General features: G+C 62.7%; 14 protein-coding genes and 1 tRNA gene. 12 read left to right on the forward strand and 3 right to left on the reverse strand.

Annotated elements, in window-relative coordinates; genetic code table 11:
• Nucleotides 1–205: 205 nt before the first annotated feature.
• On the reverse strand, nucleotides 206–442 hold the full coding sequence (locus IZV00_RS05140; protein WP_196226078.1) for a hypothetical protein: 237 nt from the start codon (nucleotides 440–442) through the stop codon (nucleotides 206–208).
• Nucleotides 443–650: 208 nt separating this feature from the next.
• On the opposite strand from IZV00_RS05140, the gene IZV00_RS05145 reads away from it, so the two are divergent.
• The 5 genes from IZV00_RS05145 to IZV00_RS05165 all read left to right on the forward strand — a co-directional run bounded on the left by IZV00_RS05145 (nucleotide 651) and on the right by IZV00_RS05165 (nucleotide 6,783).
• Nucleotides 651–1,556 (forward strand): LysR family transcriptional regulator, encoded by a 906-nt coding sequence (locus IZV00_RS05145; RefSeq protein WP_196226079.1) that lies wholly within the window; start codon nucleotides 651–653, stop codon nucleotides 1,554–1,556.
• A gap of 92 nt (nucleotides 1,557–1,648) precedes the next feature.
• The gene (locus IZV00_RS05150) at nucleotides 1,649–2,101 is read left to right on the forward strand and encodes an NAD(P)H-dependent oxidoreductase subunit E (protein WP_196226080.1); all 453 of its coding nucleotides are present in this window, start codon (nucleotides 1,649–1,651) and stop codon (nucleotides 2,099–2,101) included.
• Complete coding sequence (locus IZV00_RS05155; protein ID WP_196226081.1) at nucleotides 2,098–3,675, forward strand: formate dehydrogenase beta subunit; 1,578 nt, start codon at nucleotides 2,098–2,100, stop codon at nucleotides 3,673–3,675. The genes IZV00_RS05150 and IZV00_RS05155 overlap by 4 nt, the downstream gene beginning before the upstream one ends.
• Nucleotides 3,672–6,518 (forward strand): formate dehydrogenase subunit alpha, encoded by a 2,847-nt coding sequence (gene fdhF / locus IZV00_RS05160; RefSeq protein ID WP_196226082.1) that lies wholly within the window; start codon nucleotides 3,672–3,674, stop codon nucleotides 6,516–6,518. The genes IZV00_RS05155 and fdhF overlap by 4 nt, the downstream gene beginning before the upstream one ends.
• Before the next feature lie 4 nt (nucleotides 6,519–6,522).
• A complete protein-coding gene (locus IZV00_RS05165) occupies nucleotides 6,523–6,783 on the forward strand; it encodes a formate dehydrogenase subunit delta (RefSeq protein WP_230463304.1) in 261 nt (86 codons plus the stop codon).
• On the opposite strand, the gene IZV00_RS05170 is transcribed toward IZV00_RS05165, so the two are convergent.
• Nucleotides 6,780–7,577 (reverse strand): TIR domain-containing protein, encoded by a 798-nt coding sequence (locus tag IZV00_RS05170; RefSeq protein WP_230463305.1) that lies wholly within the window; start codon nucleotides 7,575–7,577, stop codon nucleotides 6,780–6,782. The two genes, IZV00_RS05165 and IZV00_RS05170, sit on opposite strands and share 4 nt — an antisense overlap.
• Nucleotides 7,578–7,732: 155 nt before the next feature.
• A tRNA-Ser gene (locus IZV00_RS05175) sits at nucleotides 7,733–7,822 on the reverse strand.
• Nucleotides 7,823–7,972: 150 nt separating this feature from the next.
• On the opposite strand from IZV00_RS05175, the gene IZV00_RS05180 reads away from it, so the two are divergent.
• From IZV00_RS05180 to IZV00_RS05210, 7 genes are all read left to right on the forward strand, one after another.
• Complete coding sequence (locus IZV00_RS05180; RefSeq protein WP_196226084.1) at nucleotides 7,973–9,019, forward strand: lytic murein transglycosylase; 1,047 nt, start codon at nucleotides 7,973–7,975, stop codon at nucleotides 9,017–9,019.
• Nucleotides 9,020–9,112: 93 nt separating this feature from the next.
• Entirely contained in the window at nucleotides 9,113–10,276 is a 1,164-nt protein-coding gene (locus tag IZV00_RS05185) for a D-alanyl-D-alanine carboxypeptidase family protein (RefSeq protein ID WP_196226085.1), read from the forward strand.
• Nucleotides 10,273–10,899, forward strand: coding sequence for a dTMP kinase (gene tmk, locus IZV00_RS05190; protein WP_196226086.1), 627 nt, complete (start codon nucleotides 10,273–10,275; stop codon nucleotides 10,897–10,899). The genes IZV00_RS05185 and tmk overlap by 4 nt, the downstream gene beginning before the upstream one ends.
• Nucleotides 10,896–11,861, forward strand: coding sequence for an AAA family ATPase (locus tag IZV00_RS05195; RefSeq protein ID WP_196226087.1), 966 nt, complete (start codon nucleotides 10,896–10,898; stop codon nucleotides 11,859–11,861). The genes tmk and IZV00_RS05195 overlap by 4 nt, the downstream gene beginning before the upstream one ends.
• Before the next feature lie 44 nt (nucleotides 11,862–11,905).
• The gene (metG, locus tag IZV00_RS05200) at nucleotides 11,906–13,468 is read left to right on the forward strand and encodes a methionine--tRNA ligase (RefSeq protein ID WP_196226088.1); all 1,563 of its coding nucleotides are present in this window, start codon (nucleotides 11,906–11,908) and stop codon (nucleotides 13,466–13,468) included.
• Nucleotides 13,469–13,471: 3 nt separating this feature from the next.
• Entirely contained in the window at nucleotides 13,472–14,260 is a 789-nt protein-coding gene (locus tag IZV00_RS05205) for a TatD family hydrolase (protein ID WP_196226089.1), read from the forward strand.
• The gene (locus IZV00_RS05210; protein ID WP_196226090.1) at nucleotides 14,257–15,042 is read left to right on the forward strand and encodes an MBL fold metallo-hydrolase; all 786 of its coding nucleotides are present in this window, start codon (nucleotides 14,257–14,259) and stop codon (nucleotides 15,040–15,042) included. The genes IZV00_RS05205 and IZV00_RS05210 overlap by 4 nt, the downstream gene beginning before the upstream one ends.
• The last annotated feature ends 4 nt before the right edge of the window (nucleotides 15,043–15,046 follow it).

The following is a 15,046-nucleotide window of genomic DNA, read 5'->3' on the forward strand; positions in this document are numbered from 1 at the left end:
CCCACCTGCATATTCCTTGCGCCAAAGGACGAAGTCCGCATTGACGTTACGGCATGGCCGATGAAAAGTTATCACTGGATTGCAGTCGTCAACAATGTCTGTTAAACGCGCCGCGATTTGGATGCCCGACAGCATACAAGTCGCGCCCCCGGCATCCCTTGCTCGGGGGCGCTTTCATTTGTATAGGCTGCAATCCCCCTAGGTATTAATGCGCAGGCTTTCCGCCTACGGGGTCGCTCGGCACGTCAAAATTTTCCATGGCGTCATGCAGGACCTGATCGGGACAGGATGCGGCCAGCGCCCGCACCTTGTACCGCAACGCCAATTCCCGATGCGCCGCGACCTCTTCGGCAGGAGCGTCCCTTGCCAAGGCCTCGTTTACCTTGGCAGCTTCCTCCCGTGCGCGCCGGAACAAATAGGGTGCATCCGTTTGCCCAGACATTGCAACCTCCAGATGGTGAGGTGGAAGTGATAGCATGCTGATTCACGATACTCCTTAACGAGGGTTAAGGCGAGCCGCAGCTACGATCATCTGCAAAATCGACCGATTTGGGTGGGCTTAAGCCCTAATTTGCGCTCCAATTCCTGCGTCAAGCGACCACCATAGTTTCGCTCTATGAACTTGCGCCCGATCCAGTGTAGATGACAGCATGCAGACGCGCCTTGTCGAATATTTCCTGGCGTTGGAGCGCGAAGGTCATTTCGCGCGCGCCGCGTCCTATTGCAATGTCTCGCAACCCACCCTGTCCGTGGGCATCGCGTCATTGGAAGCACAGCTGGGAAAGCGGCTGATCCGGCGCGATCGCAAATATGTGGGATTGACCGCGGAGGGAGAGGCCATTCTGCCATGGGCACGGCAATTGATCGCCGCTGCCGAAGCCCTTGGTCACGCGGCGGAAACGGCCCGTGGTCCGCTGAAAGGCGAATTAAGGCTGGGCGCGATTCCGGCCGCCATGCCGGTGATCGGCCATCTCACCGAAGCGATGCTGGAGCGCCACGGGGGCCTTAACATCTCCGTCCGCGCGCTCACTTCTCGGCAGATCGAGCGGGGCCTTGCTGCGTTCGAACTGGACGCTGGGATCACCTATCTCGATTTCGAGCCCCCGGCTCACGCCTTGTCGGTGCCCCTTTATACGGAGCGGGCGATCCTCATCGGCGCGGTGGGCTGTGCGGCGATACCCGATCCGCTGGACTGGGCCGATCTTGCGGACCTGCCGCTGTGCCTGTTGCATCAGGGCATGCAGAACAGGCGTATCCTGGACGCGCGTCTGGCTGAACGCGGGCTTGCCCTGCGCCCGGTGGTCACGGCGGACAGCTATGTCGCACTGCTTGGCCTCGTGCAGCAGGGAAGGCTCTGTTCCATCATTCCGGAAAATCATGCCACCTTGCTGGAAGGGCTGGCCTGGGCGCGCACCTATCCGCTGCCCGCCACGGCGGAGGGCAGTCGGGTGGGCGTGATAGTGTCTGATCGCGCACCGATGGGGCCGTTGGCTCAAGCAGTCCTCAGCGTCGCACGCGACCTCCGCTTGCCCAACGGATATCGCGCCGCTTCATAGAATATCTCTATCATCCATTAGGGGCTTCAATTTGACCCGAGCCGGATGGCCCTGCACGATGGCGTCTGATCGAAGGCTGCAGGCAGGGCAGGATGGAAGCATTTATCGAAAGCTGGACCGCGCGTCATGGCGCCACGCGCGACCAGTTATTGCCCCTTCTGCATGCGGTGCAGAAAGAGGCAGGCTATATCGACGATGCGCAGGTCCCGCTAATTGCGCAGGCGTTGAACCTCACCCGTGCGGACGTGCATGGCGTCATCACCTTCTACCATGATTTTCGCCGTGTTCCGCCCGGCCGCCACATTGTGAAGCTCTGCCGCGCGGAAAGCTGCCAGTCACGCGGCGGCGCGGCGGTGGAGCATAAGGCGGCGCAAATTCTGGGCGTAGCCATGGGGGAAACCCGGTCTGACGGTCAATTAAGTCTGGAGCCTGTCTACTGCCTGGGTCTCTGTGCGATCGGCCCGAACGCGCTGGTAGACGGCCGACCGGTTGCAGGGATCGATGCCAAAGTTCTTGAGCGTATCGCGGCGGAGATGGCGGCATGAACCGGGTGTTCATCAGCCGCGACATGGCCTCGGTCGCGCTCGGTGCAGACGAAGTCGCGCGCAGCTTCGCGCAGGCAGGGTGCGAAGTGGTGCGCACCGGATCGCGTGGCTTGTTTTCCATCGAGCCATTGGTCGAAGTGGAGACGGATGCAGGCCGTATCGGCTACGGGCCGGTGGGGCCGCAGGATGTCGCGGCGGTGCTGGATGGCACGCATCCTGCCAGGCTGGGCAAGGTGGATGAATTGCCCTTTTTCGCTGGTCAGCAGCGCTTTACCTTCGCGCGGTGCGGCATCATCGATCCGCTAAGCCTTACCGATTATGCCGCCCATGATGGTTGGAAGGGGCTGGAAAAGGCTCGCGCCATGCCTCCCCAGCAAGTGGTCGACGCGGTAAAGGCGTCGGGGCTGCGCGGACGCGGCGGCGCCGGTTTCCCGACCGGGATCAAATGGCAGACGGTGTTGGATGCGCCGGGCGCGCCCAAGTTCATCGTCTGCAACGCCGATGAAGGCGACAGCGGCACCTTTGCGGATCGGATGCTGATGGAGGGCGATCCCTTCTGCCTGATCGAAGGGATGGCGATCGCCGCCCATGCCGTCGGCGCGGCCCATGGCTACATCTATATCCGCAGCGAATATCCCTACAGCATCGCCACCATGCGCGCGGCGATCGACGCCAGCGCGCATCTCATCACGCCCTTCACGCTGGAGGTGCGCGAGGGCGCGGGCGCCTATGTCTGCGGCGAGGAAACGGCGCTGCTCGACAGTATCGAGGGCAAACGCGGGCAGGTGCGGGCAAAGCCGCCGCTCCCGGCTTTGCAGGGGCTGTTTGGTCAGCCGACCGTCATCAACAATGTGCTGTCGCTGGCTGCGGTGCCCTTCATCCTGGCAGAGGGTGCTGAGGCTTATGCGGCGGTCGGCTTCGGCCGTTCGCGCGGAACCATGCCGGTGCAGCTCGCGGGCAACGTAAAGCATGGCGGCCTTTATGAGATCGGCTTCGGCATAACACTGGGAGAGCTGGTGAACCAGATCGGCGGCGGGACGGCGAGCGGTCGTCCCGTTCGCGCGGTGCAAGTGGGTGGCCCGCTGGGCGCTTACTTCCCTCCATCGATGTTCCATCTGCCCTTCGACTATGAAGCATTCGCGCAAGCTGGCGGGCTGATCGGCCATGCTGGCATCACCATCTTCGATGACAGCGTCGATATGGCGCATATGGCGCGCTTTGCCATGGAGTTCTGTTCGGTCGAAAGTTGCGGCAAATGCACACCGTGCCGGATCGGGTCGACGCGCGGGGTGGAGATCATGGATCGGATCATCGCGGCACGAAACGATGGACCCGTTACGGTGAATGACGCTTCGGGCAGCTATCTCGGCAAGGCACTCTATTCCCGGTCTCCGGCGCGGATCGATACCTCGCTGGAAGCGCAAACCCTGCTGCTGCGCGACCTGGCCGACACCATGAAATATGGCTCGCTCTGCGCGCTGGGTGGGTTCACACCCTATCCCGTGCTGAGCGCGCTCGATCATTTCCCTGAGGACTTTGGCGCGCCCGCGTCTACCAAGGAAGCTGCGGAATGACCTTCACCCGCGAAGCCGATCATGGCACCCCGCCCGCCATCTCCACCGGCAAATCCGTCACGCTCACAATAGATGGCGAGCGCGTCACCATGCCAGAGGGCACGAGCATCATGCGCGCCGCCTCGCTCACCGGCTGCTCCATTCCGAAGCTATGCGCTACCGACAATCTGGAGAGTTTCGGCTCCTGCCGCCTATGCCTGGTCGAGGTGGAAGGGCGTAGCGGCTATCCCGCATCCTGCACCACGCCCATCGCCGAGGGCATGGTGGTTCGCACCCAAAGCGACCGGCTTAAGCAGCTTCGCCGGGGGGTGATGGAACTTTATATCTCCGACCACCCACTGGACTGCCTGACCTGCGCAGCCAATGGCGACTGCGAATTGCAGGATCAAGCCGGTGCCGTGGGACTGCGCGAGGTCCGCTATGGCTATGACGGCGCGACCAATATGGGGCAGGCCAAGGACCAGTCGAACCCCTATTTCGACTTCGATCCCAGTAAATGCATAGTCTGCTCCCGCTGCGTTCGCGCCTGTGAAGAGGTGCAGGGCACCTTCGCGCTGACTATCGAGGATAAGGGCTTCGGATCGAAAGTCTCGGCATCGCAGGGCGAGGATTTCCTTGGCTCCGAATGCGTATCCTGCGGCGCCTGCGTGCAGGCTTGTCCCACCGCATCGCTGATCGAAAAGAAGGTGGTTGAGGTCGGCACGCCCGACCGCGCCGTCGTCACCACCTGCGCCTATTGCGGCGTCGGCTGCACCTTCCGCGCGGAAATGCGCGGTGAAGAGCTGATACGCATGGTGCCGTGGAAAGAGGGCAAGGCCAATCGCGGCCATAGCTGCGTCAAGGGCCGGTTCGCCTGGGGCTATGCGCAGCATCAGGACCGGATACTCAACCCCATGATCCGCGCGTCCGTGGACCAGCCCTGGCGCGAAGTGTCGTGGGACGAAGCCATTGCCCACACGGCAGCGGAGTTCCGCCGCATCCAGGCCAAATATGGCACCCGCTCCATCGGCGGCATCACGTCAAGCCGCTGCACCAATGAGGAAACCTTCCTCGTCCAGAAGCTGATCCGCCAGGGTTTCGGCAACAACAATGTCGATACCTGCGCCCGCGTCTGCCACTCGCCGACCGGCTATGGCCTCAGCACGACCTTCGGCACCTCTGCCGGGACGCAGGATTTCGACAGCGTGATGCAGTCCGACGTGATCCTCGTCATCGGCGCCAACCCGACTGACGGCCACCCGGTATTTGCCTCGCGCATGAAGAAGCGCTTGCGGCAGGGCGCCAAGCTGATCGTCATCGACCCGCGTCGCATCGACATGGTGAAGTCCCCGCATGTCGAGGCGGAACATCATCTGCCGCTGCGCCCCGGCACCAACGTCGCCATGCTGACGGCTCTCGCTCATGTCGTCGTGACCGAGAAGCTGTACGATGAAGCCTTCATCCGCGCGCGCTGCGATTGGGACGAATTTGCCGAATGGGCCGAGTTCGTGTCACAGCCAGCCCGTTCTCCCGAAGCGATCGAACCGCTGACAGGCGTGAAGGCGCAGGATGTGCGCGCCGCCGCTCGCCTCTACGCCACTGGCGGCAACGGCGCGATCTATTATGGCCTTGGCGTCACGGAACATAGCCAGGGCAGCTCGACCGTCATGGCGATCGCCAACCTCGCCATGGCTACCGGCAATGTCGGGCGTGAGGGCGTGGGCGTGAATCCGCTGCGGGGGCAGAACAATGTGCAGGGCGCCTGTGACATGGGCAGCTTCCCGCACGAATTTTCCGGTTATCGCCATGTTTCCGACGACGCCACCCGCGCGCTGTTCGAACAAAGCTGGGGCGTGGCGCTGGACCCCGAACCGGGGCTTCGCATCCCCAACATGCTGGATGCGGCGACCGACGGCACCTTCAAGGGCATTTTCATCCAGGGCGAGGACATTCTCCAATCCGACCCCAATACGCACCATGTCGCGGCGGGGCTGGCGGCGATGGAGTGCGTCGTGGTGCAGGACCTGTTCCTCAACGAGACCGCCAATTACGCGCATGTCTTCCTGCCCGGCTCCACCTTCCTGGAAAAGGACGGGACGTTCACCAATGCCGAACGGCGCATTCAGCGCGTGCGCAAGGTGATGACGCCCCTCAACGGCTATGAAGATTGGGAGATCGTGCAGCTGGTCGCCAACGCCATGGGATTGGGCTGGACCTACAGCCACCCGGCGCAGATCATGGATGAAATCGCCGCGCTCACCCCGACCTTCGCGGGCGTGCATTATGACCGCCTGGACGCGGAAGGGTCGCTGCAATGGCCCGCGAACGACCGCGCTCCCCACGGCACGCCGACCATGCATATCGACGGTTTCGTGCGCGGCAGGGGCAAGTTCGTCGTCACCGACTATGTGCCGACCGATGAAAAGACCGGCCCCCGCTTCCCGCTATTGCTGACCACAGGGCGCATCCTTAGCCAATATAATGTCGGCGCGCAGACCCGGCGCACCGCCAACGCCGCCTGGCATCCCGAAGACCGACTGGAAATCCATCCCAGCGACGCGGAAAACAGGGGCCTTAAGGACGGTGATTGGGTAACGCTCCGCAGCAGGGCAGGGGAAACCACCCTGCGAGCGCTGGTGACCGAACGCGTCGCGCCGGGCGTTGTCTATACGACCTTCCACCATCCCGAAACGCAGGCGAACGTCATCACCACCGACTATTCGGACTGGGCCACCAATTGCCCGGAATATAAGGTGACGGCGGTGCAGGTGTCCGCATCCAATGGTCCCAGCGACTGGCAGAAAAGCTATGACGCGCAAGCACGGCGCAGTCGGCGCATCGACATGATTCACGCAGCGGAATGACGGCATGACTGAAGACGACTCGATGATGTCCAATCAGGACCGGCTGGTCTATATGGCCAACCAGATCGCCAGAAACTTCATGACCATGGGCGAAGACAAAGCGGCACAGGCAGTCGCCGACCACATCGCCAAATTCTGGGAGCCACGAATGCGGGCGCAGATATTCGCTCTGCACGAGAAGGGGGAAGCGACATTGGTTCCGGTTGCCGCTAGGGCGATCACTCTCTTGCGGGCAGCAGGTTCGCCGAGAGGGCGCGTTTCTTAACGCATGACCTTATTCCAATCGACGTCATATCCGACGTCTTGCAACTCTCGAGCCAGCGCGGTTTTCCAGCCTCCGCCCTCGTCAAACGTCTGATATACGACACCTGCAAAGTCGCTCGGAATTTCGACATCGCCTTTCCGAAGCGCGCAGACCCGTTCTCGGGTAAGTAGGCCGATAAAATAGCCTAGTTCCAAGATCACGTTTTGCCGCGCCCGCTGATTAAGCGCTTCAGCGCTCTGGCCACCCACATCGTCGGGTGTCAGCAGGACGACCGCAAAACCGACGTCCCCATGCGCCTCGACCTTCTCAATGACCGTTCGGCCGCGGTTCGCCTGTTCGTGCAGGATGATCGCTTCGAATCCGATGCGCTCAATGAAGCGTGCGACGGTCTCACGCGCGCCGTCGTCGTGACCATGAACGACGAAAATCTTTCGGCTCGGCGACCGTGCAACTTCGTCGTTATTACCAGCGCGGTCTCCAGCGTCGGTGCCTAGCTCCTCTAGCTGTTCCTCCAACGAGGACACTGCCTGTTTCAATAAAGCTAGGTTCCGATCGCGCGATGCCTTCACCGCGTGACGAACCTCCTGGATTGAAGTGTCCTGATACATATTGATTGGACCGGTGTCGAATTCGGCCGCGTTTCGATAGCGCCTTCGCTCTACCGTGTTATTACCGAAGGTGCGGTCAAGAGCATCAGCGATAGAGGCCTTCAGCGCTTCTATGCCCGGATCGTCAAATTGATTTTGGACCGTGTTGGGATCGAAACCTTCGAGCGCAACGACACGCTTGTTCAACCTCGCTATCCCAACGCGAAGCTCCGCCTCGCTGAGTCTTGCGGCATGAAGGGGTTCCGCTTGCGCCGGTCTGCGAGCCATATTTTCCTGTTAGTTTACCAGTGGGAAGTTTTACACGATCAGTTTCTACGAATAGCACTACTGAAGCTATGAATTGGCGGACAGGGTGGGATTCGAACCCACGGTGAGCGTAAACCCACGGCGGTTTTCAAGACCGCTGCCTTAAACCACTCGGCCACCTGTCCGTCCGCTCGCTTCCTAGCGAAGCTTTGCGTCATGCCAAGCGTAAAATGACCAAAATCCGCTTTCGGCGCGTTCTTGTGGGAACGGAAGCGACAAGGGGGATTTCGCCTCGTGCCGTCGCTGTGCCACAAAGGGCTGAGGGAGATTCTCTAATGCGTTCAACCATTCACTCGCTTCTACTGCGTCTTGCCGTCGTCACGGCGGGCAGCTTGATGGCGGGGCCTGGCATGACGCAGGACATGGCGCAGGACGCGGGTTTCCGCAGCTATCTGGAAACGTTGCGGCCAAAGGCGCAGGCGATGGGCATCCGCTCTTCCACGCTGGATTCCGTCTTCCCCACGCTCACGCCGAACCCGCGCGTTGTTCAGCTGGATCAGAACCAGCCGGGGGGAGGGGCCTATTCCCCCATTCCCAATTTCGAACCCTATCGGCGCCAGCATGTCGATGCCGCGCGCATCAGCCGTGGCCGCACCGCTTATCAGGCGAACCGCGCCCGGCTTGCCCGGATAGAGGCGGAAACCGGCGTGCCGGAGGAAATCATGGTCGCGATCTACGGCCACGAAACCAATTATGGTTCCTATACCGGCGACTTCGACCTCATCCGCTCGCTTGCGACGCTGTCCTATGAAGGGCGCCGCCGCACCCTGTTCGAACCGGAATTGCTGGCAACGCTCAAGATGCTGGACAATGGCGTGCCGCGCAGCCGCTTGGTCGGCAGTTGGGCAGGGGCGACGGGCTATCCCCAATTTCTTCCCAGCGTCTATCTGCGTCTGGCCAAGGATGGCGACGGCGATGGCCGCGTCGATATCTGGAACAGCGAAGCCGACGCGCTCGCTTCTATCGCCAATTATTTCGTCAAAGCCGGTTGGCGGCGCGGCCAGCCATGGGGTGTCGCCGTATCGGTGCCCGCCGGGTTCAACCGGGCGAGCGTGTCGGCACGCCTCTCGCCCGCGCGCTGTCCCCGCGTGTTCAACCGTCACAGCCGCTGGCTGACAATGGCCGAATGGCGCAGCCGGGGCATCGTCCCGACGGACGGCGGCTGGCCAGCGGATACGGTCATGGCAACGCTGCTCGAACCCGATGGTCCGGGCAAGACCGCCTATCTGCTCACCAGCAATTATCGGGCGATCCTCGATTATAATTGCTCGAATTTCTACGCGCTGTCGGTCGGGCTGCTTGCCGACGCCGTCAGGCAGTAAAGCGCCAGCCCTCTTGAGAATGTGTCTGTCATGGCTAATGACAGGGGCACGGCATTCTCATCACCCGAATCCATCAGTGCGAAGGCAGTCCTCATGAACAAGTCACTAGCCGCCATCCTCTTCGTCGGATTGCTGGCGCAGCCTCTCACGGCCGCCGCGCCTCCTTACACCAGTGAGGCGCCCATCGCTTACATGAAGGACCTGTCGTCGGGCGCGGTGCTCTATGACAAGGGCGGCGAAACGCGCATTCCGCCCGCCTCCATGGCGAAGATGATGACGGCGCACGTTGCCTTCCGCCTGATCCAGAAGGGTGATTTGAAGCTCGACACGAAATTCACCGTCCGCCCCGAAACATGGAAGCAGTGGCACGGCCCGGCGGCCGGTTCGACCATGTTCCTGTCGGCGGGCGAGCAGGTGTCGGTCGAAAATCTGTTGCACGGCATCGTGACCCTGTCCGGCAATGACGCCTGCGTGGTGCTGGCCGAAGGGATCGCCGGGACGGAGCAGGCCTTCGTCGCCCAGATGAATGACGAAGCCAAGCGCCTCGGCCTCAAGAACAGCCATTTCGGCACCAGCAATGGCTGGCCGGATGAGGGCGTCACCTATGTAACCGCGGAGGACCTTGCCCGTCTCGCCGAAGCGACGATCGAGGAGACGCCTGACCTCTACAAGCGCTTCTACGCCACGCGCGCCTTCACCTGGGGCAAGACCATGGGCGGCTCCGACATTGCGCAAGCGAACCGCAACCCGATCCTGGGCAAGGTTGTCGGCGCCGACGGCCTCAAGACCGGCCATACGGAGGAAGCGGGCTTCGGCTTTACCGGCTCGGCCGAACAGGATGGCCGCCGCCTCGTCATGGTCGTTGCTGGCCTGCCGACCTACAATGGCCGCATCGAGGAATCGGTTCGGTTCATGGACTGGGGCTTCAAGGCGTGGAAAGCGCAGCCGCTCTTTAAAAAGGGCCAGACCGTCGAAACCGCGGAAGTCCAACTGGGCAGCGCCACCAGCGTCCCCCTCGTCGCTCCGCAGGACATGGCCGTAACTCTTCCCCGCACCGCGTCGGGCAACATCTCGGTCAAGGTCGCCTATACTGGCCCGATCAAGGCGCCGATCGCCAAGGGGCAGAAGATCGCCGAACTGATCGTCTCCACCCCCGACACCCCGCCGCAGGTCCTGCCTTTGGTGGCCGGTGAAGAAGTGTCCGAAGCGGGCATCTTCGGTCGCCTCTGGAACGGTCTGAAGTCCTTCTTCGGGTGACACGCGGCCGATTCATCACTCTGGAGGGCGGGGAGGGCGCCGGTAAATCGACGCAGCTCCGCGCCCTCGCCGCCGCCTTGCGCGCCAAGGGCCTGGAAGTCGTGGAAACCCGCGAACCCGGCGGCAGCGAAGGCGCGGAAGCCATCCGCGCCCTCCTCCTCACCGGCGCCGCCGACCGCTGGAGCCCCCGCGCCGAAGCGCTCCTCTTCGCCGCAGCCCGCGCCGACCATATCGAAAAGACCATCCGTCCCGCGCTGGATCGCGGCGCATGGGTGCTGTCCGACCGCTTCCTCGACAGCAGCCGCGCCTATCAGGGCATGGGCGACCTCACCGACGCCGACATATTGACCCTCCACCGCATCGGCAGCTCCGACTTCCTGCCCGACCGAACCTTCTTCCTGACCCTCCCCGAAGCCGAGGCGCAGCAGCGCGCATGGTCTCGCGACGGAGACGCCGCCGACCGCATCGGAGGCCGCGACGCAGCCTTCCACGCCAATGTGGCATCCGCCTTCACCCGCTTCGCCGAGCAAGACCCCGCCCGCATCCGCACCATAGACGCGTCAGGCCACCCCGAAGCCGTAACCTCGCGCCTGCTCGCAGCGCTGGGCGACCTTCTCCCATGATCCTCGGCCATGACGCCCAAACCGATATGCTGCTAGCCGCCGCCCGCAGTGGCCGCATGCATCATGGCTGGATACTCGCTGGCCCGCGCGGCATCGGCAAGGCGAGCTTCGCCCGTGCGCTCGCCCTTCGTCTCCTAGCCGAAGCCGCAGGCCCCGCGCCCGACGGCGAAGGCCTGTCAGTCCCCCCCGATCACCCCATCCGCAAGCTGATCGAAGCCGAAGCCCATCCCGACTACGCCGAACTCTACTGCCTTGAAAAGGAAACCGGCACCGCCCGCAACATCTCCGTCGATCAGGTGCGCGGCCTCCAACGCCTCGTCCAGTCCGCCCCCTCGCTATCTGCCCGCCGCATCGTAGTCATCGACAGCGCCGACGATCTGGAGCGTGGCGCCGCCAACGCGCTTCTCAAAACGCTGGAAGAGCCGCCCGCCGACATGCTCTTCTTCCTCGTCAGCCACGCGCCCGGCCGCCTCTTGCCCACCATCCGCTCACGCTGCCGCACCCTGCGCTTCGATCCACTCGATCACGAAGCCATGCGCACCGTCCTGCGCCAAGAGCAGCCCGACCTACCCCCCGCGGACATAGACGCGCTCGCCGCCCTGGGAGAGGGCGCCCCCGGGAAGGCCCTGCGCTACGCGGGCCTCGACGTAACCGACCTGGACCGCATGCTCCGCGCCATCGCGGCGGACGGCGACCCCGGCAACCGCCACCGCCTCATCCTCGCAAAGCAGCTCTCCGGCAAAGCTGCGCGCCCGCGCTATGAAGCCTTCCTCGAACGCGTCCCCGCCTTCATCGCCGACGTCGCCCGCCAGCGGAGCGGCCCCGCGCTCGGCGCAGCACTGGACCACTGGGAAGCCGCGCGCCAACTCGCCAGCGGCGCCATCATCCTCTCGCTCGATCCCGCTGCCGTCGCTTTCGAACTTGCGGGCCATGTCGCCGCGCTCGCCCCGGATCAGCGTTGAAAAGCAGGCTTTGCGCGCGCCTTAACAGCCGCTAGGGAAGGCGCATGTCGCAGCCCTACACCATCACCACCGCCATCAGCTATCCCAACGGCCGCCCCCATATCGGCCACGCCTATGAGGTGATCGCCACCGACGCGATCGCCCGGTTCCAGCGGATGATGGGCCGCGACGTCTTTTTCCAGACCGGCACCGACGAACACGGCCTGAAAATGGATCAGGCCGCCCGCGCGCGGGGCATCGAACCGCGCACGCTGGCCGATGAAATGTCCGGATATTTCAAGGATATGAACGACAGTCTGAACATCAGCTATGATCGTTTCATCCGCACCAGCGAACCTGACCATCACCGCGCATCCCAAGCCATTTGGCAGGCGATGGAGGCCAATGGCGACCTCTATCTGGGGCGCTACGAAGGCTGGTATTCCGTCCGCGACGAAGCCTTTTACGATGAAAAGGAATTGGTCGAAGGGGAAGGGGGCGAAAAGCTTTCGCCTCAGGGCACGCCGGTCGAATGGACGGTCGAGGAAAGCTGGTTCTTCCGCCTGTCCGCCTATCAGCAAAAGCTGCTCGACCTCTACAACAGCCAGCCTGACTTCATTCAGCCCGACAGCCGCCGCAACGAAATCATGCGCTTCGTGGAGGGCGGCCTTTCCGACCTCAGCGTCTCGCGCACCAGCTTCGACTGGGGCGTCAAGGTGCCCGGTAGCGAGGGCCATGTCATGTATGTCTGGGTCGACGCGCTCACCAATTATTTGACTGGCTGCGGCTATCCCGACGATGCCGAACGCATGGCCCGCTATTGGTCCGAGGGCGGCGATATAACGCACATCATCGGCAAAGATATTGTGCGTTTTCATACCGTTTACTGGCCAGCCTTCCTGATGAGTGCAAAGCTGCCCTTGCCCAAGCAGATCTTCGGCCACGGCTTCCTCCTCAACCGGGGTGAGAAGATGTCGAAATCGGTCGGCAACGTCGCCGACCCGATGGAATTGGCCGAGCGTTTCGGCGTCGATCAGCTCCGCTACTTCCTCCTGTCCGAAGTTACCTTCGGCAATGACGGCAGCTATAGCGCCGAGGCGATCGTCGCCCGATCGAACAGCGATCTTGCCAACAGCTTCGGCAATCTGGCGCAGCGGACCCTGAGCTTTATCGCCAAGAATCTGGAAGGGCGCTTGCCCCAACCCGCGCCGCAGGATGTGGACAGCGACCTGCTGAAAACGATCAGCGACGCTGCCCAGACCTTCCAAACCGCCATGGCCGATCTCGCGCCTTCCACGGCTATCGAAGCATGGATGCGCGCGGTATTCGCCTGCAACGCCTATATCGACGCGCAGGCCCCCTGGGCCTTGCGCAAGACCGACCCGGCCCGAATGGAAGCGGTACTCGCGACGCTTTATGAAGCCATCACCAACCTCGCCATCATCATTCAGCCCGTTACCCCGGCCAGCGCCACCGCGCTCCTAGACCAGATGGGCGTTCCGCAGACGGGCCGGACCTACGAAGCGATCGGCAGCAGCACCTACGCCGATCTTCGCGCCCGCGGCTTCACCCTCAGCGCGCCCAAGCCGCTCTTCCCGCGCCTCGAACTTACCGAAGCGGACGCCTGATCCATGCTGATCGACAGCCATTGCCACTTGAATTACAAAGGCTTGGTCGAAGATCAGCAGAATGTGCTTGAACGCGCGCGCTCCGCTGGCATTGGCCTGATGCTCAACATAGCGACGCGCGAAAGCGAATGGGATGCGGTACTCGCGACAGCCGAACAGCAACCCGATGTCTACGCCACAGTGGGAATCCATCCCCACGAGGCCGACGAGCACCCCCATGTCGACACGGCCAAACTGATCGAACGCGCTGCTCACCCACGGGTCGTCGGCATCGGAGAAACCGGCCTCGACTATTATTACGATCATAGCGATCGCGCCCGACAGCAAAGCAGCTTCCGCGCCCATATCGCTGCGTCCCGCGCGACCGGCCTTCCGCTCATCGTCCACACCCGCGATGCGGAGGACGATACGCTGGCCATCCTACGCGGGGAAATGGGGCAGGGCGTCTATCCCGGCGTCATCCACTGCTTCACCGCCAGCGGAGCCTTCGCCGATGCGGCCCTGGACCTCGGCTTCTACATCAGCATTTCGGGCATCGTGACCTTCAAAAGCGCGAAGGATCTTCAGGAAACCGCAGCCCGTCTGCCGCTCGACCGGCTGCTGGTCGAAACGGACTCACCTTTCCTTGCTCCGGTGCCCCACCGTGGCAAGTCCTGCGAACCGGCATTTGTCGCCGATACCGCGCGCTTCCTGGCAAAGCTGCGCGGCGAAAGCGTGGAGCAACTGGCCGCCGCAACCTCCGCAAATTTCCGCACCTTGTTCAACAAGACCGGCGCGCAGCAAAGCGCATGAGCCTAAAGCTCACCATCCTGGGCTGCGGCACATCATCGGGCGTCCCCCGGATCGGCAATGATTGGGGCAGCTGCGATCCCACCGAGCCGAAGAACCGGCGAACACGAGCCTCGATCCTGGTGGAAAGCCCCACAACGCGCCTCCTAATCGACACGTCGCCAGACATGCGCGCCCAGTTGCTGGCCGCCGATGTCATTCATATCGACGCCATTCTCTGGACCCACGACCATGCCGATCATTGTCACGGCATCGATGACGCGCGCCAGCTTTACCACCACCGCCGCACGCCCGTGCCGGGCTATGCCCGCCGCCAGACATTGAAACTCCTGAAGAAACGCTTCGCCTACGCCTTTGAAGGACGGCAGGGCTATCATCAGACCATTGAACCGCATGTGCTGCCCGATGGCCTGCGCATCGGTGACATCGACATCGCCTGTACAGACCAACCCCATGGCGAGATTTATTCCACCGGCTTTCGCTTCACATCGGGCGGCAGGTCTATAGGCTATGCCACTGATTTCCATGATCTTACAGCCGACATGATCAGCCTTTACGACGGGTTGGACGTCTGGGTTGTCGACGCCCTCCGCGAAAAGCCGCATCCGACCCATCCGCATCTGGCCCTGACCCTCGATGGTATCTCGGCCGTCCGTCCCGGCCGCGCCGTCCTTACGCATATGGATCAAAGCATGGACTATCCGGCTCTGTTGAAAACGCTGCCGGACGGCGTGGAGCCCGGCTATGATGGCATGTGCATCGAATTGAACGGGGATGGGGGCTGACCGC

Source organism: Sphingobium sp. Cam5-1 (assembly GCF_015693305.1).
Lineage (GTDB): Bacteria > Pseudomonadota > Alphaproteobacteria > Sphingomonadales > Sphingomonadaceae > Sphingobium.

Coding starts and splice junctions, on each gene's coding strand:
- IZV00_RS05140 (WP_196226078.1), bottom strand. CDS start 442: ATGTCTGGGCAAACGGATGCACCCTATTTGTTCCGGCGCGCACGGGAG.
- IZV00_RS05145 (WP_196226079.1), top strand. CDS start 651: ATGCAGACGCGCCTTGTCGAATATTTCCTGGCGTTGGAGCGCGAAGGT.
- IZV00_RS05150 (WP_196226080.1), top strand. CDS start 1,649: ATGGAAGCATTTATCGAAAGCTGGACCGCGCGTCATGGCGCCACGCGC.
- IZV00_RS05155 (WP_196226081.1), top strand. CDS start 2,098: ATGAACCGGGTGTTCATCAGCCGCGACATGGCCTCGGTCGCGCTCGGT.
- fdhF (WP_196226082.1), top strand. CDS start 3,672: ATGACCTTCACCCGCGAAGCCGATCATGGCACCCCGCCCGCCATCTCC.
- IZV00_RS05165 (WP_230463304.1), top strand. CDS start 6,523: ATGACTGAAGACGACTCGATGATGTCCAATCAGGACCGGCTGGTCTAT.
- IZV00_RS05180 (WP_196226084.1), top strand. CDS start 7,973: ATGCGTTCAACCATTCACTCGCTTCTACTGCGTCTTGCCGTCGTCACG.
- IZV00_RS05185 (WP_196226085.1), top strand. CDS start 9,113: ATGAACAAGTCACTAGCCGCCATCCTCTTCGTCGGATTGCTGGCGCAG.
- IZV00_RS05195 (WP_196226087.1), top strand. CDS start 10,896: ATGATCCTCGGCCATGACGCCCAAACCGATATGCTGCTAGCCGCCGCC.
- metG (WP_196226088.1), top strand. CDS start 11,906: ATGTCGCAGCCCTACACCATCACCACCGCCATCAGCTATCCCAACGGC.
- IZV00_RS05205 (WP_196226089.1), top strand. CDS start 13,472: ATGCTGATCGACAGCCATTGCCACTTGAATTACAAAGGCTTGGTCGAA.
- IZV00_RS05210 (WP_196226090.1), top strand. CDS start 14,257: ATGAGCCTAAAGCTCACCATCCTGGGCTGCGGCACATCATCGGGCGTC.